Genomic DNA, 19,346 nt, shown 5'->3' with positions numbered 1-19,346 from the left:
AGCGTCATCACTGCCATCGTCGCGCCGAGGGCAAGAGCCGAGAGCCATTGCGACCGCGTATAACTGAGGAAGGGCGGACGGACGAGAAGCAGCAGGAATGCCGCTGCCCAGGAGAGCCGCAGCCAGGTCGCACCAAAAGCTCCAACGCTATCCATGGCCGGCTTGGAGAGCGCGGCGCCAAACTGCACGCTCGACATCGAGAGCAGGCAGAAGGCGATGGCGATAAACACACGCCCGGCGGTGTCGTCCGTCGCACTCGGCTTGCTCCAAGCGCTATCCGCTGTCGTTTCCGTTTCCGCCATGTCCGTTCTCCCGTTGGGCTTGAACAGCCATAGCAATCTCGGCACAATAAAGAACACTAATAATTGTGATGTCATCATAAAGGATCGTTATATGCATGACCTCGACATCGGCCTGTTGCGCGCCTTCGTCGTGACCGCCGAATGCGGCAGCGTCAGTGGTGCTGCCCAGCGGCTGGCACGGACTCAGGCCGCCGTGAGCATGCAGCTGCGCCGTCTGGAGGACGATGTCGGCGCCAGGCTCTTGAACCGCAATACGAGGGGCATGGGCCTGACCGAGGCCGGACATGTGCTGCTACCCTATGCCCAGAAGATGCTGGGATTGAGCATGGGCGCACGGCGCGCACTCGCCGGACAGGCTCTCCAGGGACCGATCCGCTTCGGTATGATCGAGGACATCGCCGTCGGCTCGTTGCCGCGGGCGTTGCAACGGTTTACCGAATGCCATCCGAATGTGGCGCTCGAACTGACGGTCGGCGAAAGTACCGTGTTGTCGGAGAAGCTGTCCCAAGGTCAGCTTGACGTCGCGATCGGGGACCCGGCCCTGATCCATGGCGCGCCGATCCTCACCTGGCGGCTGCCGCTCCGGTGGGTTGCGGCGCGTGGCTTCGCGATGCCGGAAAATGGCCCCCTGCCGCTCGTCACCTTCGATGGCGTCTGCACCTGGCGGCAGAAGATGATCGAGGCGCTGAAGAGTGGGGACCGCCCCTGGCGCACGGTGCTGACGAGCGCCAGCCTCTCTTCCATCCAGTCGATGATCGAGGCCGGCCTCGGCATCGCCGTTCTCCTGGACCTCAACATCCGCAGCAATACGATGCGGATCCTCGGCGCCGAAGAGGGCCTTCCGCCCGCCCCGGTGATCGAGCTTGGGCTTTTCGCCGCCGACGATCAGGGGCTGGCGTCCCGCCCGGTCTCGGCTCTTTGGGCGTTTCTTTCCGACGAACTGCAGGCGCAGGCCCTGGCAACCGGCCGCGCCGCGTGACCGCGCGAGGCTACGCCCCTTTCCATGAACGAAATACGACGCCCAGAGATTGAAAAAACCCAGGCAAAATTTTACTAAATAAAAATTGCGCCGCGCCCGAAACGAGGGCAGTGGCGGCGGGCAGGACATTGGATATGGTCACAATCAAGGAAATCGCTTCGGCTGTCGGGGTCTCTTCGGCGACTGTTTCTCGGGTGCTGAACTATGATCCGACCCTCTCGATCTCCACGAAGAAGCGACAGGCGATCATCGAGACGGCCGAGGCGCTGAACTATGCGACACCGCGCAACCGCGGCCGCGGTGCCGGGCCGATGCAGGGCCTGAAATTCGCGCTGGTGCATTTCCTTCAGCCCGCCCAGGAACTGATCGACCCCTATTATGTCGGCGTCCGGCTCGGCATCGAAAACCGCTGCCAGGCTCTGAAGATCGAGGTGGTCAAGGTCTTCCACAACGGCAACTTGCCGGAGGCGGCAATCCTGCAGGGGGCGAACGGTGTGGTTGCTGTCGGCCACCACTATGGCGAAGAGGTCCATTGGCTGCGGCGGCATAGCCGCCATCTGGTCTTTGCGGACTTCGCCCCCGACGATGACGTCGACGACAGTGTGATGAGCGACGTCTCGATCGCTATGAACCGCCTGCTGGATGGCGTTTACGGCATGGGATACCGCCGCATCGGCTTTCTCGGCTGGATCGACGCCTTCCGCGACAAGGACGACATCCATTCGGAGCGGCGCTGCCGCGCCTTCATTCAATGGATGACGAAGGCCGGCCTTTACGACCCCGAACTCTGCATCGTCGAAAAGCTGACACCTGACAGTGGCTATACGCTCGCCAAGGCGATGCTATCGAAGCCCAATCCGCCCAAGATCCTCGTCACCTGCAACGACAACATGGCGATCGGCGCCTACCGCGCCATTCACGAGATGGGCCTGCGGATCCCCGACGATGTCGCCGTGGCGAGTTTCAACGACATTCCCGTCGCCCAGTTTCTCGGGCCACCGCTTTCGACGGTGAAGATCCCGGCCGAAGTGATCGGCGAGACAGCCGTCGACCTTCTGGTCGAGCGGCTGACCGGACGCGACGTCGCGAAGAAGGTGATCCTCGGAACCGAGATGGTCTGGCGCGGCAGCACGGCCGCCGCCGGCGCTTAAAAGGGTCGGTAAAAAACGCGTGGTAAAAATTTACTGAAATATTGCCTTCTCCAGAATTTTGCGAAATACTCCGCGCCGAGACCAGGAGGAACGTCTCGGGGAACGAATTTCGAGGGAGGAGAAAACAATGCACATGCGTACCTATCTGCCGCGCTTTGCCGCCATCGCGCTTGCGGGCGCCAGCCTCTTGACCGTCACGGCCGCCGAGGCCAAGGAAATCACCATCTGGTGCTGGGATCCGAACTTCAACGTCGCCATCATGAAGGAGGCCGGCGCGCGCTACACCAAGACGCATCCGGACGTTACCTTCAACATCGTCGATTTCGCCAAGGCCGACGTCGAGCAGAAGCTGCAGACCGGCCTTTCGTCAGGCACCGCGGACGCCCTGCCTGACATCGTTCTGATCGAAGACTACGGCGCGCAGAAATATCTGCAGTCCTTCCCCGGCGCCTTCGCGCCGCTCTCCGGCACCGTCGATTATTCCGGCTTCGCTCCCTACAAGGTCGAGCTGATGACGCTGGATGGCCAGGTCTACGGCATGCCGTTCGATTCCGGCGTCACCGGGCTCTACTATCGCAAGGACTATCTGGAACAGGCCGGCTTCAAGCCCGAGGACATGCAAGGCATCACCTGGGATCGCTTCATCGAGATCGGAAAGCAGGTCGAGGCCAAGACAGGCAAGAAGATGATGGGTCTCGACCCGACCGACGCGGGCCTCGTGCGCATCATCATGCAATCGGCCGGGCAATGGTACTTCGACAAGGAAGGCAAGGCCAACATCACCGGCAACGCGGCGTTGAAGGCGTCGCTGGAAACGATCAACAAGATCATGGCCGCCAACATCTACAAGCCGGCCGCCGGCTGGTCCGATTGGGTCGGGACCTTCACCTCGGGCGATGTCGCCACCGTTATCACCGGCGTGTGGATCACCGGCACGGTCAAGGCGCAGCCGGACCAGTCCGGCAAGTGGGGCGTGGCGCCGATCCCGGCGCTGTCGATCGACGGCGCGACGCATGCCTCCAACCTCGGCGGATCGAGCTGGTACGTGCTTGAAGGCTCGGCCGAAAAGGCCGAAGCGATCGACTTCCTGAACGAGGTCTACGCCAAGGACGTCGATTTCTACCAGACGATCCTGACCGATCGCGGCGCTGTCGGCTCGCTGCTTGCCGCCCGCGGCGGGGCCGCCTATGGCGAGGCCGATGCCTTCTTCGGCGGCGAGAAGGTCTGGCAGAACTTCTCCGACTGGCTCGCGAAGGTTCCCTCGGTCAACTACGGCGTCTTCACCAACGAGGCGGACACGGCCGTTACCGCACAGCTTCCGGCGCTGCAGCAGGGGACGCCCGTCGACGACATCCTGAAGGCGATCGACGCCGAGGTCAGCGCACAGGTCCAGTAATCGCCACGGCGATTGTCTGCATTGCTCCTGGCCGCGGTAAACACACCGCGGCCAACGGCTCCTGCTATTCATGGGGATGATGATGGCTCTCGCGCGTCGCGGCGGCATCGGCCGATACTACAACGTCAATGGCTGGCTCTTCGTCGCGCCGGCGCTCGGGCTGATCGCCCTTTTCATGATCTATCCGATCGTCTGGTCGCTGTGGATGTCGTTCCAGTCCGGCCGCGGCATGATGCTGAAATTCGCCGGCTTCGCCAACATCGTCCGCCTCTGGAACGATCCGGTCTTCATCAAGGCGCTCACCAACACGCTGACCTATTTCGTGGTGCAGGTGCCGATCATGATCCTCCTGGCGCTGATCCTGGCGTCACTGCTCAACAATCCCAAGCTCGTCGGCCGTGGCTTTTTCCGCACCGCCATCTTCCTGCCCTGCGTCACATCGCTGGTTGCCTATTCGGTGCTGTTCAAGGGCATGTTCGCGCTCGACGGCATCGTCAATTCGACGCTGGAGGCGATCGGCCTCATCGCCTCGCCGATCCCGTGGCTGACGCATCCCTTCTGGGCAAAAACCCTCGTCATCATTGCGATTACCTGGCGCTGGACCGGCTACAACATGATCTTCTACCTCGCGGCGATGCAGAACATCGACAAGTCGATCTACGAGGTCGCGCGGATCGACGGCGTGCCTGCCTGGGCGCGTTTCACCCACATCACCATTCCATTGTTGAAGCCCGTCATCCTGTTCACGACGATCATTTCGACGATCGGCACGATCCAGCTCTTCGACGAGGTCTATAACCTGACCGAAGGCAAGGGCGGTCCTTCCAACGCCACGCTGACCTTGTCGCTCTACATCTACAACCTGACCTTCCGCTTCATGCCGAACTTCGGCTACGCGGCGACCGTCTCCTATGTGATCGTCGTGCTCGTCGCTTTGCTCGCCTGCCTCCAGTTCTTCGCGGCACGGGAGCGCGACCGATGAACAACGGAACCACACGCATCGCCGGCACCATCGTCACCTACGGCTTCGTCGGACTGATGGCCTTTCTCTCGATCTTTCCCTTCGTCTGGATGCTGCTCGGAGCGACCAATTCGTCGATCGACATCATCAAGGGCCGGATGATGCCGGGCAGCGCGCTTGCCACCAACATCGCGACCTTCTTCACGCAGGTGAACGCACCGCTGGTTTTCTGGAACTCGGCCAAGATCGCCATTCTGACGACGGTGCTGACCCTCGCCGTCTCGTCGCTTGCCGGCTACGGCTTCGAGATGTTCCGCTCGCGCCACCGCGATCGGATCTACAGCGCCATGCTGATCACGATGATGATCCCGTTTGCCGCGTTGATGATCCCGCTCTTCATCATGATGGGCAAGGCGGGGCTGATCAACACCCACCTCGCCGTCGTGCTGCCGACGATCGGCTCGGCCTTCATCGTCTTTTACTTCCGCCAGACCACCAAGGCGTTCCCGTCCGAACTGCGCGACGCCGCCAAGGTCGACGGCCTCAAGGAATGGCAGATCTTCCTGTTCATCTACGTCCCGGTGATGCGCTCGACCTACGCGGCCGCCTTCATCATCGTCTTCATGACGGCGTGGAACAACTATCTCTGGCCGCTGATCGTGCTGCAATCGAACGAGCAGAAGACGATCACGCTGGTCATCTCCTCGCTCGCCTCCGCCTATTACCCCGACTACGGCGTCGTCATGGTCGGCACCATTCTCGCGACGCTTCCCACCCTCGCGGTCTTCTTCTTCATGCAACGCCAATTCGTCCAGGGAATGCTGGGCTCAGTCAAATAGGAATGATCATGCGTTCTGTTACCTCTTTCAACGACACCTGGGTCTTCTCCGAAGGCTTCGATGCGGCGAGCGCCGGCCGCCTGCAGGCGGGCAAGCCCGTCAGCCTGCCGCACAATGCGGTGGAACTGCCGTTCAACTATTTTGACGAGGCCTCCTATCAGCGCGCCTTCACCTACCAGAAGGTGCTTGCCTGGCGTCGGGAGTTCCATGGCCGCGAGGTCTCGCTCGTCTTCGACGCCGCCATGGCCGACGCCGTCGTCTACTTGAATGGCGAAGAGATCCTCGCCCACCAGGACGGTTACACGCCCGTCGAAGCGCACCTGACCGACCAGCTGCGCGAGGGCGACAACCTGATCACCGTCAAGATCGACGGCAGCGAAAACCCCGAGATCCCGCCCTTCGGCGGCCGCATCGACTATCTCACCTATGCCGGCATCTACCGCGACGTCTGGCTGAAGGTTACGGATACCGTTTCGATCGCCAATCTCAAGATCGAGACCCGCGATGCGCTGAGCGACGCCAAGTCCGTCTCGATCCGCTGCGACCTCGCCAATCCGCAAGGCGTCAACTTTGCCGGAACGATCACGGCACTCTTCAAGGATTCGAGCGGCAAGGTACTCGCAGAAGCCGTCGGCGAAACCCGCGGCGAGAGCGTCACCCTTGAGATCGGGGGCCTCAAGGGCCTTGCGCTCTGGGATATCGACAGCCCCGTTCTCTATGAAGTGGAGGCGCAACTGCGCAGCGATCGCGGCAGCGACCGGCTGTCGTCACGCTTCGGCTTCCGCACCGCCGAGTTCACCACGGAAGGGTTCAAGCTCAACGGCCGGTCGCTGAAAATTCGTGGCCTCAATCGACATCAGGCCTTCCCCTATGTCGGCTACGCCATGGGCCGCGCGGCACAGGAGCGCGACGCGGAGTTGCTGAAGAACACACTGCATTGCAATCTCGTGCGCACCTCGCACTACCCGCAGTCCAAGTGGTTCCTCGACCATTGCGATCGCATCGGCCTGCTCGTCTTCGAGGAGATCCCCGGCTGGCAGCATATCGGCGGCGACAGCTGGAAGCAGGAAGCGATCAAGAACGTCCGCCGCATGATCGAGCGCGACTGGAACCATCCGTCGATCATCATCTGGGGCGTACGCATCAACGAATCCCAGGACTCGCATGATTTCTACGTCGAGACCAACCGGCTGGCACGCGAGCTCGACCCGACGCGGCAGACCGGCGGCGTGCGCTACATCACCGACAGCGAATATCTCGAAGACGTCTACACCATGAACGACTTCATCCTCGGCAACGAGGAACTGCCGGGCGCAAACCGCCCGCGCACGGCGCTGCGCCCGCAGCAGGAATGCACCGGGCTCAATCGCAAGGTGCCCTACATGATCACCGAATTCGGCGGTCACATGTTTCCGACGAAGATCTACGACCAAGAGCAGAGGCAGGCCGAGCATGTGCGCCGGCACCTCGAAGTGCTGAACGCGGCCTATGGCGACCCGAGCATTTCCGGTGCCGTCGGCTGGTGCATGTTCGACTACAACACCCACAAGGACTTCGGCTCCGGCGACCGGATCTGCTATCACGGTGTCATGGACATGTTCCGCCAGCCGAAATTCGCGGCCTATGTCTATGCCAGCCAATGCGAACCGTCGGAGAGCGTGGTGATGAAGCCTGTCACCTTCTGGGCACGCGGCGAGCGCAACATCGGCGGCGTGCTGCCCTTGATCGTGCTTACCAACTGCGACGAGGTCGAGCTGAAATACGGCTCGCTCGTCAAGCGCGTCGGCCCGGACCGCGAGAACTTCCCGCATCTGCCCCATCCGCCCGTCGTCATCGACCATCGCCACTTTACCAAGGACGAACTCGGTATCTGGGGCATGAAGTGGGAAGACGCCGCCTTCACCGGCTTTATCGACGGCGAGCCCGTCGCCAGCCTGCGCATGGTCGCCGATCCGGTACCGACGACACTGGAGGTCGTGGCCGACAGCACGGCACTCAGGGCCGAAGGGCGCGACAGCGTGCGGGTGATCGTGCGCGCGCTCGATCAGGCCGGCAACGTGCTGCCCTTCCTCAACGATGCGGTCGACGTCACCGTCACGGGCCCTGCCCGCCTGCTCGGCCCCGAGCGCCTCATCTTCCAGGGCGGTTCGACCGGCTTCTGGCTGGAAACGACGGGTGCAGCCGGCGGCATCGCCGTGGTGGTCACGTCGACGCGGCTTGGAACCGTGAGACTGGAGCTTTCGGCAGTGTCGGACGAGGCGGCGGCTGCATGAGCGAACTCCAACTCAAGCACGTCAGAAAGTCCTATGGCACCTTCGAGGTCATCAAGGGTGTAGACCTCGACATCAAGACCGGTGAGTTCGTCGTCTTCGTCGGGCCATCCGGTTGCGGCAAGTCGACCCTGCTTCGAATGATCGCCGGCCTCGAGGAGATCACGTCAGGTGATCTCACGATCGGCGGCGAGCGCATGAACGATGTCGACCCCTCCAAGCGCGGCATTGCCATGGTGTTCCAGTCCTATGCGCTCTATCCGCATATGACGGTGCGGGAGAACATGGGCTTCGCGCTGCGTTTTGCCGGCGTACCGAAGGCCGAGATTGCGCAACGCGTCGGCGAAGCCGCGAACATCCTGGAGCTCGGCCCGCTGCTCGACCGCAAGCCGAAGCAGCTCTCCGGCGGCCAGCGCCAGCGCGTGGCGATCGGCCGGGCGATCGTGCGGCATCCTAAGATCTTCCTCTTCGACGAGCCGCTATCGAACCTCGATGCGGAGCTGCGCGTGCACATGCGCATCGAGATCGCCAGGCTGCACAAGAAGCTTGCGACCACGATCATCTACGTCACCCACGACCAGGTCGAAGCGATGACGCTTGCCGACAAGATCGTCGTCATGCGCGGCGGGGTGGTCGAACAGGTCGGCTCGCCGCTCGACCTCTATGACGATCCGGCCAATCTCTTCGTCGCCGGTTTCATCGGCTCGCCGAAGATGAACTTTTTAAAAGGGATCATCGAAGCGGGCGCGGGCGGGGAGAAACATGTCCGCCTGCCGGAATTCGGCAATGTGACGCTTCCAGTCGCCATCAAGGATGTCGCGGCGGGCAACAGCGTGACGATCGGCATCCGGCCCGAACATTTCGGCGACAGCGGCGCGGCAAGCCTCGACCTGACGATCGACATGCTCGAACATCTGGGCGGTGAGACCTTCGCCTATGCCCGGCATGGCAACGGCGAACTGATCGTCATTGAGACGAAGAACGGCCGGGGCCTGAAGTCCGGGGACACCATCTCCGCCCGCTTCGATCCCGCTGCCGTTCTGGTGTTCGACGCCGACGGTCGGCGCCTGCGCTAGGCCAAGGCCCGTCTCCAAACCCTGATAATAGCAACGGCGCCGACCCATGGGACGGCGCCGTTCACTTTTTTGCGGGAATATGCCCTTCTACTGGAACATGCCCTTCGGTGTCTCGCCCTTGAAGAAAGGTTCGACAAAGGCCTCCAGCAACTCCGGCTGACTGATGACCGCCGTGTGCGACGTGGCCGGCAGAATGGCGAGGCGCGAAGCCGCGAGCGGCTTGCCCATGTCCCCCATCGCACCGCCGCCGAGCAGGCGGAACAATGCCACCGTGTGCTCCAGCGTTGCCACATCGGCATCACCGGCGATGACGAGAACCGGAGTCTTCAGCGCCTTGACGTCCGCCTCCCAGGCCATCGGCTCCTTTTCGAGCTGAATCAGCTTCTTGACCAGATCGGGAAAGCCATCCGGGTTGGCGGCGAGCTTGCGGTAATCTTCGGCAAACGGCATGCCGACGAACATCTCGACGGTCATCTGCGGGATGAATGCCTTGAACTCCGGCTGCCAGCCCTCGGCATCGTAGCCGACGGACGCGGCCGCAAGCTTGTTGACCTTCTCGGGATGGCGGATCGCCAGCTGCAGGCCGGCAGCCGCCCCCATCGAGTAACCGAAGACATCGGCCTTCTTGAGATCGACCGCATCCATGAAGGCGGCGACGTCGTCGGCGAGGTTCGGATAGGTGATCGGGCGGTCGATGTCGGTAGTGCGACCGTGACCCTGGAACTCGATCGCATAGACCTTGTGGGTCTCGGCGAGCTTCGGGATGATCGCGCCCATCGACGGAATGTTCATGTAGGCGCCGTGTAGCACGACCAGCGGCTCGCCCTCGCCCGAAACCTCGTAGTACATCTTCATGCCGTTGACATCGACGCGGTTGCCTACGGGCTCGGCCCCGGCAAGGGCGGCGCTGGAAATCAGCAGAGCGCCAGCAATGAAAGCGGTGCGGAACATACATATTCTCCTTGTTGTCAGCGCGGTCCAAAACCGCCGTCGAGATTAAGACGCGCGGCGCTTTTCCATCCCGACATCGACGATCAAGAAAATTTCGCGCCTGCATTGCGGCCCGCAGAGTGGGCCTCGCGCAGCAGTCGCCACGGGAGGCGTGTCAGCTCGGCGGATTGAGTTTCGGCCGCAGACCCGCGAACTCCGAGACTGTGAAGTCCATGAGTTTTCGCACCCGCAGGAGATTGCGTGTCTCCTGGTGCACGCCGAGCTTCAGGGACAGGATCGGTGCGGAAACGCCGAGGTCGACGGGAACGAGACCGTCCCGCCCGGCCGCAAGGAAATGTGGAAGCGTGGCGAGCGCCGCTCCCGTCTCGACAGCGCTCAGCTGCGAGCGAATGGAGTTCGTTCGCAACATCACCCGCGCATCCGGCAAAAGGTCCTTCAGCCAGGTCGAGAGCGAAACCCGCACCGGTGCCTCGGCCAATTCGACGATGGCATGACCGCTGCTCCCCTTCGCGTTCGGATGGCCGAACCGATCGAGATAGGCTTGTGTCGCAAACAGGCCGTAGCGGATATCGGCAACCTTGCGCTCGATGGTGTCGCTCTGGTCGAAGCTGCCGAAGCGGAAGGCAATATCGGCATCCCGCCGGGAGAGGTTGAAGCGCCGGCCGTCGTTCAGCAGATGAATGGTGACGCCAGGATGGGCGGCGGCAAATTTCGTCAGGATCGGTGCCAGCAGATAATCGCCCAGCCAGTCGAGGCTGGTCACGGTGATGGTGCCCGCCAGGGCATCGTCCTGCGACGCGAGGCGACGCTCTACCGCAAGCGCATTCGCTTCCATCTGCTCGAGCGCCGACAGGATCGACAGGCATGCCGCAGTCGGGGCGAGGCCGCTTGGTTGCCGCTCGAACAGCTTCTGCTGCGCCTTCTGCTCCAACGTGTCGAGGCGGCGACTGACCGTCGGCTGGGTCGCACCCAGCACGCGCGCCGTCGCGCTCAGCGAGCCGTGGCGTGCCAAAAGCTGAACAAGATGAAGTTCTTCCCAGTCCATGGCACCTCAGGGGTCAGCCGGTCGAGGCGGCTCGCCTCGACGGTAATTCATAGGCACTTTCGTGCCGGCCGTCATGCCCCCGTCGATCGGCAGCACCACGCCTGTGATGTAGCTCGCCTGCTCGGAGCAGAGCCAGAGGACGCTTGCGGCTACTTCCTCCGCCCGGCCGAGCCGGCGCATCGGCGTCGAAAGCGCGGCATGCCGCTGGATTTCGGCGCCGGAAGCTTCCAGATGGTGGGTAAGGATCGGCCCGGGCGCGACCACATTGATCCGGATTCCCTGGTCGGCGTAATCGAGTGCTGCAGCCTTGGTCAGCCCGATTATCCCGGCTTTCGCACTGACATAGGCGGCAAGTCCGGAAGTGCCGTTGACCCCGGCGACGGAAGCCATGTTGACGATCGCACCCCCCTCACCTCTGGCCATCGCTTCGATCTGATAGCGCATGCCGAGGAAGGTGCCGCGAACATTGGTGCGAACGCCGCGATCGAAACCCGCGATGTCGAGATCGACCAGCGGCGCCGGCGCCGTTCCATCCGTCGCATTGTTGAAGGCTGCGTCCAGCCGGCCATAGCGCTGCATCGCGCTCGCCAGCGCTCGCTTCATCGCAATCTCGTCACCGACATCCGCGGCGATCGCAAGCGCGTCGCCGCCCGCCTCGCGAATGGAAACTGCGAGTTCGTCGACCGCCGCCTGAGAACGGGAGAGGAGGACGACGGACGCTCCGGCTTGTGCAAAGGCGCGGGCCGTGGCCGCGCCGATGCCCTTGCTGGCCCCTGCGACCAAGGCAACCTTACCGCCAAATCCAAGATCGTTTGTGTTCATCACCTGCCTCCATTTGACGCTGCCGCACCGTTCTAGCGCCGAACGCCGACGGCTGCTTCGTGCAGGCGCGTATGCCTCCCATACGCGGATCGGCGATCGACTTTCGATGCGAACCGGTTGCCCTTGTGCCGGAACCCGCCGCCCCCTCAGGTGCCGAGCGGTCGCAAAAACGGGAGATGGTCATGGATGCAAGCGCGATCAGGCAATGGAAATCGGAGGGCCGGAACCGGCTCAAGGCGGAGCTCGATCCGGTGGTCGCCGGAGCCCTCGACGAACGGCGGATCGTTGGCACGGTCGTCGAGATCCTTATCGACGGTGAGCCCGCCTACCGATGTGCCGCCGGCTTTGCCGACCGCGAAGCCGGCCGCCCGATGACCAGGGACAGCATCTTCCTGCTCTCCTCGGTGGCGAAGCCGATCGTCACGGTTGCTGCTCTCAGCTTGGTGCAGAGCGGCAAAATCGGTCTCGACGACGCCGTGTCGGATTGGCTGCCCGCGTTCAGGCCGCGATTGCCGGACGGCCGTGGGCCTCGGATAACCATTCGCCAGCTCCTCACGCACAGCGCCGGCTTGAGCTACGTCTTCACGGAGCAGGGCAACGGCCCCTATCACCGACATGCCATCAGCAGCGGCCTTGACGATACCGACGATGATTTCCCTGCCCTGATCGACAAGCTCTCCGATACCCCGCTTTCCTACCCGCCCGGAAAGGGCTGGGGCTATTCGATGGGTCTCGACGTGCTCGGTGCGGTCATTGAGCAGGTGACGACGTCAAAGCTGCCGGAGGCGATCACCGCGCTGGTCACAGGCCCGTTGGCGATGGACGACACCGCCTTCTCGGTGACGGACACAGCCAGGCTCGTGACACATTATGGCGACGGGTCGCGGCAACCACGGCGGCTCGCCGGTGACGACGCAGTTCCCTTCTTCGGCAATCCCGTCCGCTTCTCGCCCGGCCGCATCCTCAATCCACGGGCATTTCCCTCCAGCGGTGCCGGCATGGCGGGCACCGCTGGCGATGTGATCCGCCTTCTCGAGAGCCTGAAAGCCGGACATTCGCCGGTGCTCGACGACGCCACCGCCCGTTCGATGTTCGACATTCAGGCAAGGACGGGCGGCCTGGCGTCGGGGCCCGGTTGGGAGTTCGGTTTCGGCGGCGCGGTCCTTGTCGAGCCCGAGATTGCCGGGACACCGCAGTCACGCGGCACACTGCAGTGGGACGGCGCCTACGGCCACAAGTGGTTCGTTGACCCGGCCCGCGGCCTGACCGTCGTTGCGCTGACCAACACCGCCTTCGAGGGCATGAACGGGCGCTTCCCGGTCGATCTCCGCGACGCCATCTATCGAGGCCTCTGACCATGCGAAGCACCCCATATCCTGTTGACCTCGACCGCTACTTCGCTCGCATCGGTTATGCCGGGTCGAGATCGCCCGACCTGATGACGCTCGGCCGCATCGTTGCGCGCCATGCCGCGTCGATCCCCTTCGAGGCGATCGATGTGCTGCTTGGCCGCCCGATCGAGCTGTCGCCGGCGGCAATCGACGCCAAGCTCATCGACCGCAGGCGCGGCGGCTACTGCTTCGAGCAGAACAGCATGTTGCAACGTGTGCTCTGCGCGCTCGGCTATCGTGTGGAGCCGTTGATGGCCCGCGTCCTATGGATGCGCAAGCCCGATGCGCCGCCACCGGCATGGTCGCATATGGCGCTCCGCGTCTTCGTCGAAGGTGTCGGCTACCTTGCCGATGTCGGCTTCGGCAGTTGTGTGCCGACCGCACCTCTGCTTTTCGACCGGACCACGCCGCAGCCGACGCCGCATGAGCCGTTTCGCCTCAGCCGGACGTTCGAGGGCTACCTGCTTGAAGCGCAGCTCGGTCGCGACTGGCTCCCGGTCTACGAAGTGTCGCCGATGATTTGCGGAGAGGAAGCGTATCGGACCGCGAACATCGTGACATCGACCCATCCGCAATCGCTTTTCCGCCAGAACCTGCTGGTGGCCCTAACCACCGAAGAGGCACGCAAGGTACTGTTCGGAAACCGGCTGACGATCCGCAACCGAAACGGCACCGTCACGCGGCAAGATCTCGATGCACCGACCATCCAACATGCCTTGACCGGCGTGTTCGGACTAGCCTTCCAGGACGATTGGCGCCGCATCATCACCCGCATCGGCAGCGGGGCGGAGACAACCATCGCAATCCCGTGATGCCAGACTGACGCCGCGTCTATCGGTGCCTCAGCACATATACCTTGAGGAGTTGCGCGTGATTGTGCACCTCGTCCTTGACGCTGTAGAGCAAGGTCACGGGACCGGCATCGATCCGCTGGCGCAACTGCGCAAGCGGATCCGGGTTACCGTCGAGCTCGGCAATGTATCGTTCGCTGAATTCGGTCCAGTTGCCCTGGTCACCATGAAACCAGCGGCGCAGTTCGGTCGAAGGGGCGATGTCCTTCAGCCACAGATCGACCGCCGCTTCCGCCTTGGTCATCCCGCGCGGCCAAAGACGATCGACAAGAATGCGCATGCCGTCGCCATCAGCCTTCGGCTCGTAGACACGTTTCGTGTTCACTTGCATGGTCGTCTCGCCCCGCGGGTGTCGCCCTTCTTTGGACCATAGCGCAAGGCCTTTGTCCAATCGAGCATCTGGGAGAGGCGCGTGCCGCCTACACGCCGCGCCGATTGCCCCAGAGCAGGACGTGAAGCTGCGGCAGAACGCGCGCCTCGAACCAGCGATCCTCCGTCACCTTGCCGACGAGCCAAAGCATGCGGTCGATGATGCCGTCGATATCGACGGTCGCATCGTCATCGTCAGGCGGCGGCGGGGTGTGATTGCCGGGCTGCAGGTAGAGCGGCAGATGCGGGTAACGGGTCGCCGCATCGCGGGCATAGGCATAGTCACGTTCGTCGAAGACAACGATCTTCAGCGCCACCTGCGGTCCCTCCGCTGCCATGCGAAGACAGTCGTCGAAGGCATGCCAGTCCGTTTCCATGCCGCTCGACGGCGGCTTCGGGCTAAAGACCAGCACGTCGAGATTGGCAAACCAGTCCTTGGCGAGGCTGCCCTGGGTTTCCAGCGCAAAGCGATAGCCCTCCTCGTGCCCGCGTGAGATCAAGGGACCAAGTGGCTGGATTGCCGGATTGCCGCCGGACAGTGACACCGTCAGCGGCTTGCCGCCGGAAAGCCTGACAACCTCCTGCCAGATCTCCTTGACACCCATCGGCATCCATTGATCGCGGTATTCGCTATCGACCGCGTGCAGCGTGTCGCACCAGCTGCAGCGATAATCGCAGCCGCCCGTGCGCACGAACACGGTCGGGAGCCCGATCAGGACACCTTCACCCTGGATCGTCGGTCCGAAGATCTCACTGACGCGAATGCGCGGTTCACCTGGCCCACTCATGGCCGGTACTCCGCCCAGGTTTTCGGCGTTTCGCTGACACGGACGGCAGACGTTTCCGGCAGCCGTACCTTGCACCAGTCGTAGAAATGCTTCGCCAGACATTCGGCCGTCACCCGGTCATGACCGAGAACGTCGTTCAGATGGCGATGGTCGAAGCTCTCGTCGATGTAGCGCTTCAGCGGCGAAAGCTCGTGATAGTCACGCACGAAGCCATGCTCGTTCAGCTCCTCCCCGGCAAGCTCGACTTCGACGATGTAGTTGTGGCCGTGCAGCCGTGCACATTGGTGCTCTGCCGGCAGGCTCTTCAGCTGATGCGAGGCTGAGAAATGGAACTCCTTGGTGATCCGGAACATCACTTCACCTCCTCGGCCGCATAATTCGCGGTCGCAGCGACCCAAAAATCCGGATCCTCGTACTCGGTCGGATCGGTAAAGCTGGCGAGGTGGAACGCTTCCCGCCGCTCGACACAAGTGCCGCAACGGCCGCAGTGGCGTGCGCCGCCCTTGTAGCAGGACCACGTCTCCTCGAAGGGTGTCGCGTGGCTCGCACCATCGGTGACGATATCCGCCTTCGAGATCGTCACGTAGGGCGCGTAGAGCTTGACGTCGGCGTAGCCATCGAGCGCCAGTTTCTGCATAACCTGGAATGCGTCGATGAAGCCGGGGCGGCAATCCGGGTAGATGAAATGGTCGCCGCCGTGCACGGCCACGGCCACCGCATCCGCCTTCTGCGCCGCTGCCAGCCCGAAAGCGATGGCGAGCATGATGGCGTTGCGGTTCGGAACCACCGTCGCCTTCATCGTTTCCTCGGCATAGTGCCCGTCGGGCACATCGACATCGTCTGTCAGCGCCGACCCGGTGAGATGGGCGCCGATCGCGCGGATGTCGATGATCTGATGCGGAACACTGAGCCGCTTGGCGCAGGCGGCGGCATAATCGAGCTCCTTGTGGTGACGCTGGCCATAGTCGAAGGAGAGCAGGCCAACAAGCTCCTGCTCGGCAGCGACCTTGTGGGCAAGCGATACCGAGTCCAATCCGCCGGAGCAGATGACGATCGTCTTCATGATAGGTGTCCTTGTTTTGACCGGGTAGGCTGCGACCGGATTACGGGGCGCCTTCTAGGCCAAAGCAGGGGCAATGGGAAGCTTTATGTTGGTGGAAGCGCGGGAAGCCGGGCCTGCGCGACAGCCTCCTTGCCAAAGGCCATGCGGATACAGGCGCCACCGCTTGGCGACGGCAGAACCGTCATTTGAGCGCCATGCCGCCGGGCAATCTGCAACACGAGATTGAGACCGAGCCCCGCACCCCGTTCCCGCGGCTTGGCGTTCGCTTCCAGCCGCTGCAGATCGAGCAATTGCTCTGCAAGCGCGCAGATTCGCTCGCAATCGGCGATGGAGCCGGTCGCGCGCCGGCCCGGCGACCAGGGAGTCCAGCCGCGCCTGCAGGATTGCGACCGGCGTGCGCAATTCATGCGCCGCGTCGAGGATGAAACGCTGGTGGCGGCCATAGGCCTGGTCCAACCGGTGAAGTGCATCGTTCATGCCCCGCACGAGCGGACGCACCTCGTTGGGAATGGTCGTTTCGGGCAGCCGGTAGTCGCGTCGATCGATGTTGATCTCCTGAGTTTCACGCGCCAATTCCGAGATGTCGCGGCTCGCTCGATTGACGATCCATGGCACGCCGGCAACCGTTACCAAGGTAAGAAGGATCAACATCGGCGCGAGGGAGAAGCGCGAGAACTGCAGGATGAGGGCCGACTGGCTCATAAGCTCGCCTTGCCCGAACACGGTGAAATCTTCCTCCGCGTTCGACCGGCGCCGGAGTACGGCGAGATAGGGTGACGGATCACCCGCGTCGCGAATATCCGAATAGGTCATCTTGCCGAGGTTCTCGCTCATACCCCGGTAGATCGCGGGAACGTCGCCTATCTGCACGGTCTCGCCGTGGTCGTTGCGCGCGATGAACCAAAAGTCCGGATGCCTGGCACGGACATCACCCATTTCCTCGGTCTTTGTCAGCACGAGCTTGCCGTCTGCCCCCCTCCTGATGGCGTCAAAAGCAACCTCGACCGGCCTGGGGCTGACAAGCACACCGCCTTCATCGGCAAGGACCAGGAGGCTCACGAACGAAAGTCCGAAAGCCAGCAGTATCGCCAGTTGGAGAACGAGAAGCTGGGCGATCAACCGCTGTTTGAGAGATCGGGGCCAAGGTTTCTTCACCGCCTGCGCCCTGTGGCTGAATTGCATGCACGGTGCATCGGTTGGCCTCGCCCTGGATGTTCTCAATATGAACTGAATGCTTGAAATTGCACGGTCCGGGCACAACGCTTCTTTCCGGAGCCGCCGTCAGTCGAGGCGACGCTGCAAACGATAGATTGCACCGACATTACCAAGCCCAACACACGGGCGCGTGCAACAAGTGAAATCACGATCGGCGTCCGGCCCGTACGACGCATAGCCCTACCTCGATTTCACTCGGTGAAACAGGGCCAGCCCGTGGCATCGGCAAGGTGGATCATCATTTGCGAAGAAGATCGCGTTAGATATCTTCGCCGTGATTTGATCAAGGGGATCATCGATGTACGTTCTTTATGGAGGTGACTTTACCCGCGCACCGCTGGTGCAATGGTTGCTCGAGGAAGGCGAGATCGAATACGAGTACAGGAGGGTTGATATCCTGAATGGCGAGCACCGCTCCTCCGCCTTCCTTGCCATAAATCCCGCCGGCCTGGTGCCGGTCCTGATCACTCCCGAAGGCGAGGCGCTCTACGAAGTCGCGGCCTTGATGCTGTACCTCGCAGATCGGCATCGGCTCACCCATCTCGCGCCACAGGCGGCGGATCCGGACAGGGGCGCCTTCCTCTCCGCCATGTTCCACATTGCCGGAGATATTCAGGCCGAGATGAAGCGGTTTCATTTCCCACATCGATACGCGCTGCGGGAGGAGGACAACAGCAGCATTCAGGACCACGCGAAATCGCTCATCTTCGGCCGTCTTGACGTTATGAACAGGAGGCTGGCGAGCAGAGGGCCCTATATTCTCGGTTCGCGCTTTGGCCGATTTCTACTTGTGTTTCTGGATCGCCTATCTCGACGTGGATGGCGTGTGCGACCGATGCCCACAGATGGCCAATCTTTACGAATTGGTGCGCTCGCGTCCGAGCGCCAGCCGATATCTCGATGAAACGGAAAGAGCAGCGACAAGCTACGCAGAGATGCTGAAACGCACTCCCGGCGGGGTCATCACCTAGCGGAGGGGAGGTTCAAGGGGTCAGTATTTGCTCGCGGCCCGGAGCTGCGGCGCCGGGCCGCGACTTCTCTGCTCATCATCATGCGTGTGCATGCGGGTGCTGGCGTTCGTCCCAGACTGACCAGATCGCGAGCGCGGTCACCAGCGCCCCGAGGACGACATGCGTCCACATGGGGTGGGGACTTGTCGAGAATCCAAGCAGCCAAGGCGAAGCGATCAGCCAAAGCCCGACGATGAGGCTTGCCCATTCCTCCCATTCCGCAAACATGGCAAGCGTCGCGATTGCCAGAACGCCGAGCACGATGGCGGCGCCCCAAGCGTTCCAGGCCGGAACGCTCTCGACAACGAAACCCATGATCCAGGGAGAGACGAACAGGCAGACGGCGAGAACCAGATTGACCCAGTCCTGCGCTTTCTTTCCTTCCATCAGTGCCATGACAACCTCCACGAATGAAGCTTGATCAAAGCGTGCGACCGCGTGCGGCGCACGCTCTGGAAACTATAATAAATTCAACCGCAAACGCTTTCAAATCTTTTTCGCGCGAGCGCGCAGTGATCGCACACGCCAAATTGCGCAGCAGACCCGTGTTCCGCGGTTTCAAAGGGTGCCAATGCACAGTCCGTGCGCCGTTTCGCCGGGGCTCTAGTAGCCTCGCGCAGCACCCGCGCCGATGCGGCTATCGACGGCACCATTGTAGCGAGCGCCGCCGGCGCCGATGTCGGAGAGGCTTTCGCCGCCGACGAGAATGCCGGTCGCCTGCCCCCAGATCGTCCAGCTTTCGTCAATCTGAACGTTATGCCCCATCGCCGAGAGCAGTTTGCGGGTATCGGGCGAGAGCGCATAGGGCTCCATGAAGACCTTGTCCGGCAGCCACTGGTGATGGATACGCGGCGCGTCGACCGCTTC

At 62.6% G+C, this 19,346-nt stretch carries 20 protein-coding genes and 1 pseudogene; 10 read left to right on the top strand and 11 right to left on the bottom strand.

Annotated features, from left to right (window positions below):
* Positions 1-302 (bottom strand): annotated as a pseudogene (locus tag I8N66_RS25085) (EamA family transporter); the annotation flags it as partial.
* Positions 303-393: 91 nt separating this feature from the next.
* Between I8N66_RS25085 and I8N66_RS25080 the strand changes: the two are divergent.
* The 7 genes from I8N66_RS25080 to ugpC all read left to right on the top strand — a co-directional run bounded on the left by I8N66_RS25080 (position 394) and on the right by ugpC (position 8,974).
* The gene (locus I8N66_RS25080; protein WP_291159483.1) at positions 394-1,281 is read left to right on the top strand and encodes a LysR substrate-binding domain-containing protein; all 888 of its coding nucleotides are present in this window, start codon (positions 394-396) and stop codon (positions 1,279-1,281) included.
* A gap of 134 nt (positions 1,282-1,415) precedes the next feature.
* Positions 1,416-2,432: a LacI family DNA-binding transcriptional regulator gene (locus I8N66_RS25075; protein WP_291159480.1), complete on the top strand. Its 1,017-nt coding sequence runs from the start codon at positions 1,416-1,418 to the stop codon at positions 2,430-2,432.
* A gap of 127 nt (positions 2,433-2,559) precedes the next feature.
* The gene (locus I8N66_RS25070) at positions 2,560-3,828 is read left to right on the top strand and encodes an extracellular solute-binding protein (protein WP_291159477.1); all 1,269 of its coding nucleotides are present in this window, start codon (positions 2,560-2,562) and stop codon (positions 3,826-3,828) included.
* A gap of 82 nt (positions 3,829-3,910) precedes the next feature.
* Complete coding sequence (locus I8N66_RS25065; RefSeq protein ID WP_192449412.1) at positions 3,911-4,810, top strand: sugar ABC transporter permease; 900 nt, start codon at positions 3,911-3,913, stop codon at positions 4,808-4,810.
* A complete protein-coding gene (locus tag I8N66_RS25060) occupies positions 4,807-5,628 on the top strand; it encodes a carbohydrate ABC transporter permease (protein ID WP_291159470.1) in 822 nt (273 codons plus the stop codon). The genes I8N66_RS25065 and I8N66_RS25060 overlap by 4 nt, the downstream gene beginning before the upstream one ends.
* 8 nt (positions 5,629-5,636) lie before the next feature.
* Positions 5,637-7,901, top strand: coding sequence for a glycoside hydrolase family 2 TIM barrel-domain containing protein (locus I8N66_RS25055; RefSeq protein ID WP_291159467.1), 2,265 nt, complete (start codon positions 5,637-5,639; stop codon positions 7,899-7,901).
* Positions 7,898-8,974: a sn-glycerol-3-phosphate ABC transporter ATP-binding protein UgpC gene (ugpC, locus tag I8N66_RS25050; RefSeq protein WP_291159464.1), complete on the top strand. Its 1,077-nt coding sequence runs from the start codon at positions 7,898-7,900 to the stop codon at positions 8,972-8,974. The genes I8N66_RS25055 and ugpC overlap by 4 nt, the downstream gene beginning before the upstream one ends.
* Before the next feature lie 87 nt (positions 8,975-9,061).
* Here the strand turns inward: ugpC and I8N66_RS25045 are convergent, their stop codons facing one another.
* From I8N66_RS25045 to I8N66_RS25035, 3 genes are all read right to left on the bottom strand, one after another.
* Positions 9,062-9,925: an alpha/beta hydrolase gene (locus tag I8N66_RS25045; protein ID WP_291159461.1), complete on the bottom strand. Its 864-nt coding sequence runs from the start codon at positions 9,923-9,925 to the stop codon at positions 9,062-9,064.
* A 154-nt stretch (positions 9,926-10,079) separates the two neighbouring features.
* Positions 10,080-10,970, bottom strand: coding sequence for a LysR family transcriptional regulator (locus I8N66_RS25040; protein ID WP_291159458.1), 891 nt, complete (start codon positions 10,968-10,970; stop codon positions 10,080-10,082).
* 6 nt (positions 10,971-10,976) lie between these two features.
* On the bottom strand, positions 10,977-11,792 hold the full coding sequence (locus tag I8N66_RS25035; protein ID WP_291159455.1) for an SDR family NAD(P)-dependent oxidoreductase: 816 nt from the start codon (positions 11,790-11,792) through the stop codon (positions 10,977-10,979).
* A gap of 182 nt (positions 11,793-11,974) precedes the next feature.
* Between I8N66_RS25035 and I8N66_RS25030 the strand changes: the two genes are divergently transcribed.
* Positions 11,975-13,147, top strand: coding sequence for a serine hydrolase domain-containing protein (locus I8N66_RS25030; RefSeq protein WP_291159451.1), 1,173 nt, complete (start codon positions 11,975-11,977; stop codon positions 13,145-13,147).
* A gap of 2 nt (positions 13,148-13,149) precedes the next feature.
* Positions 13,150-13,995 (top strand): arylamine N-acetyltransferase, encoded by an 846-nt coding sequence (locus I8N66_RS25025; RefSeq protein WP_291159448.1) that lies wholly within the window; start codon positions 13,150-13,152, stop codon positions 13,993-13,995.
* Between the two features lie 19 nt (positions 13,996-14,014).
* On the opposite strand, the gene I8N66_RS25020 is transcribed toward I8N66_RS25025, so the two are convergent.
* The 5 genes from I8N66_RS25020 to I8N66_RS25000 form a co-directional block, all read right to left on the bottom strand.
* Positions 14,015-14,365, bottom strand: coding sequence for a DUF488 domain-containing protein (locus I8N66_RS25020; protein WP_291159447.1), 351 nt, complete (start codon positions 14,363-14,365; stop codon positions 14,015-14,017).
* A gap of 88 nt (positions 14,366-14,453) precedes the next feature.
* Entirely contained in the window at positions 14,454-15,191 is a 738-nt protein-coding gene (queE, locus tag I8N66_RS25015; RefSeq protein WP_291159444.1) for a 7-carboxy-7-deazaguanine synthase QueE, read from the bottom strand.
* Positions 15,188-15,544 (bottom strand): 6-carboxytetrahydropterin synthase QueD, encoded by a 357-nt coding sequence (gene queD, locus I8N66_RS25010; protein ID WP_291159441.1) that lies wholly within the window; start codon positions 15,542-15,544, stop codon positions 15,188-15,190. Before queD ends, queE begins: the two co-directional genes overlap by 4 nt.
* On the bottom strand, positions 15,544-16,254 hold the full coding sequence (gene queC, locus I8N66_RS25005; protein WP_291159438.1) for a 7-cyano-7-deazaguanine synthase QueC: 711 nt from the start codon (positions 16,252-16,254) through the stop codon (positions 15,544-15,546). The genes queD and queC overlap by 1 nt, the downstream gene beginning before the upstream one ends.
* 54 nt (positions 16,255-16,308) lie before the next feature.
* A complete protein-coding gene (locus I8N66_RS25000) occupies positions 16,309-17,436 on the bottom strand; it encodes a hypothetical protein (protein ID WP_291159435.1) in 1,128 nt (375 codons plus the stop codon).
* Between the two features lie 331 nt (positions 17,437-17,767).
* Between I8N66_RS25000 and I8N66_RS24995 the strand changes: the two genes are divergently transcribed.
* Positions 17,768-18,373 carry a glutathione S-transferase family protein gene (locus tag I8N66_RS24995; RefSeq protein ID WP_291159432.1) on the top strand — a complete coding sequence of 202 codons (606 nt, stop codon included), beginning with the start codon at positions 17,768-17,770 and terminating at the stop codon, positions 18,371-18,373.
* Between the two features lie 145 nt (positions 18,374-18,518).
* Here I8N66_RS24995 and I8N66_RS24990 read toward each other — a convergent pair whose 3' ends face one another.
* On the bottom strand, positions 18,519-18,875 hold the full coding sequence (locus I8N66_RS24990) for an SPW repeat protein (RefSeq protein ID WP_291159429.1): 357 nt from the start codon (positions 18,873-18,875) through the stop codon (positions 18,519-18,521).
* Positions 18,876-19,082: 207 nt separating this feature from the next.
* A partial coding sequence (locus tag I8N66_RS24985) for a gamma-glutamyltransferase (protein WP_291159426.1) occupies positions 19,083-19,346 on the bottom strand: 264 nt, incomplete at its 5' end.

Origin of the sequence: Ensifer sp. SSB1, from assembly GCF_016652895.1 — a bacterium.
In the GTDB taxonomy this organism is placed as follows: domain Bacteria; phylum Pseudomonadota; class Alphaproteobacteria; order Rhizobiales; family Rhizobiaceae; genus Ensifer.
The sequence above is the reverse complement of the archived record's forward strand: the minus strand, read 5'-3'. Positions and strand labels throughout refer to the sequence as shown.

What these genes read in the sequence shown, in the direction of transcription:
- I8N66_RS25080 (WP_291159483.1), top strand. Translation starts at nt 394, where the DNA reads ATGCATGACCTCGACATCGGCCTGTTGCGCGCCTTCGTCGTGACCGCC.
- I8N66_RS25075 (WP_291159480.1), top strand. Translation starts at nt 1,416, where the DNA reads ATGGTCACAATCAAGGAAATCGCTTCGGCTGTCGGGGTCTCTTCGGCG.
- I8N66_RS25070 (WP_291159477.1), top strand. Translation starts at nt 2,560, where the DNA reads ATGCACATGCGTACCTATCTGCCGCGCTTTGCCGCCATCGCGCTTGCG.
- I8N66_RS25065 (WP_192449412.1), top strand. Translation starts at nt 3,911, where the DNA reads ATGGCTCTCGCGCGTCGCGGCGGCATCGGCCGATACTACAACGTCAAT.
- I8N66_RS25060 (WP_291159470.1), top strand. Translation starts at nt 4,807, where the DNA reads ATGAACAACGGAACCACACGCATCGCCGGCACCATCGTCACCTACGGC.
- I8N66_RS25055 (WP_291159467.1), top strand. Translation starts at nt 5,637, where the DNA reads ATGCGTTCTGTTACCTCTTTCAACGACACCTGGGTCTTCTCCGAAGGC.
- ugpC (WP_291159464.1), top strand. Translation starts at nt 7,898, where the DNA reads ATGAGCGAACTCCAACTCAAGCACGTCAGAAAGTCCTATGGCACCTTC.
- I8N66_RS25045 (WP_291159461.1), bottom strand. Translation starts at nt 9,925, where the DNA reads ATGTTCCGCACCGCTTTCATTGCTGGCGCTCTGCTGATTTCCAGCGCC.
- I8N66_RS25040 (WP_291159458.1), bottom strand. Translation starts at nt 10,970, where the DNA reads ATGGACTGGGAAGAACTTCATCTTGTTCAGCTTTTGGCACGCCACGGC.
- I8N66_RS25035 (WP_291159455.1), bottom strand. Translation starts at nt 11,792, where the DNA reads ATGAACACAAACGATCTTGGATTTGGCGGTAAGGTTGCCTTGGTCGCA.
- I8N66_RS25030 (WP_291159451.1), top strand. Translation starts at nt 11,975, where the DNA reads ATGGATGCAAGCGCGATCAGGCAATGGAAATCGGAGGGCCGGAACCGG.
- I8N66_RS25025 (WP_291159448.1), top strand. Translation starts at nt 13,150, where the DNA reads ATGCGAAGCACCCCATATCCTGTTGACCTCGACCGCTACTTCGCTCGC.
- I8N66_RS25020 (WP_291159447.1), bottom strand. Translation starts at nt 14,365, where the DNA reads ATGCAAGTGAACACGAAACGTGTCTACGAGCCGAAGGCTGATGGCGAC.
- queE (WP_291159444.1), bottom strand. Translation starts at nt 15,191, where the DNA reads ATGAGTGGGCCAGGTGAACCGCGCATTCGCGTCAGTGAGATCTTCGGA.
- queD (WP_291159441.1), bottom strand. Translation starts at nt 15,544, where the DNA reads ATGTTCCGGATCACCAAGGAGTTCCATTTCTCAGCCTCGCATCAGCTG.
- queC (WP_291159438.1), bottom strand. Translation starts at nt 16,254, where the DNA reads ATGAAGACGATCGTCATCTGCTCCGGCGGATTGGACTCGGTATCGCTT.
- I8N66_RS25000 (WP_291159435.1), bottom strand. Translation starts at nt 17,436, where the DNA reads ATGCAATTCAGCCACAGGGCGCAGGCGGTGAAGAAACCTTGGCCCCGA.
- I8N66_RS24995 (WP_291159432.1), top strand. Translation starts at nt 17,768, where the DNA reads ATGTACGTTCTTTATGGAGGTGACTTTACCCGCGCACCGCTGGTGCAA.
- I8N66_RS24990 (WP_291159429.1), bottom strand. Translation starts at nt 18,875, where the DNA reads ATGGCACTGATGGAAGGAAAGAAAGCGCAGGACTGGGTCAATCTGGTT.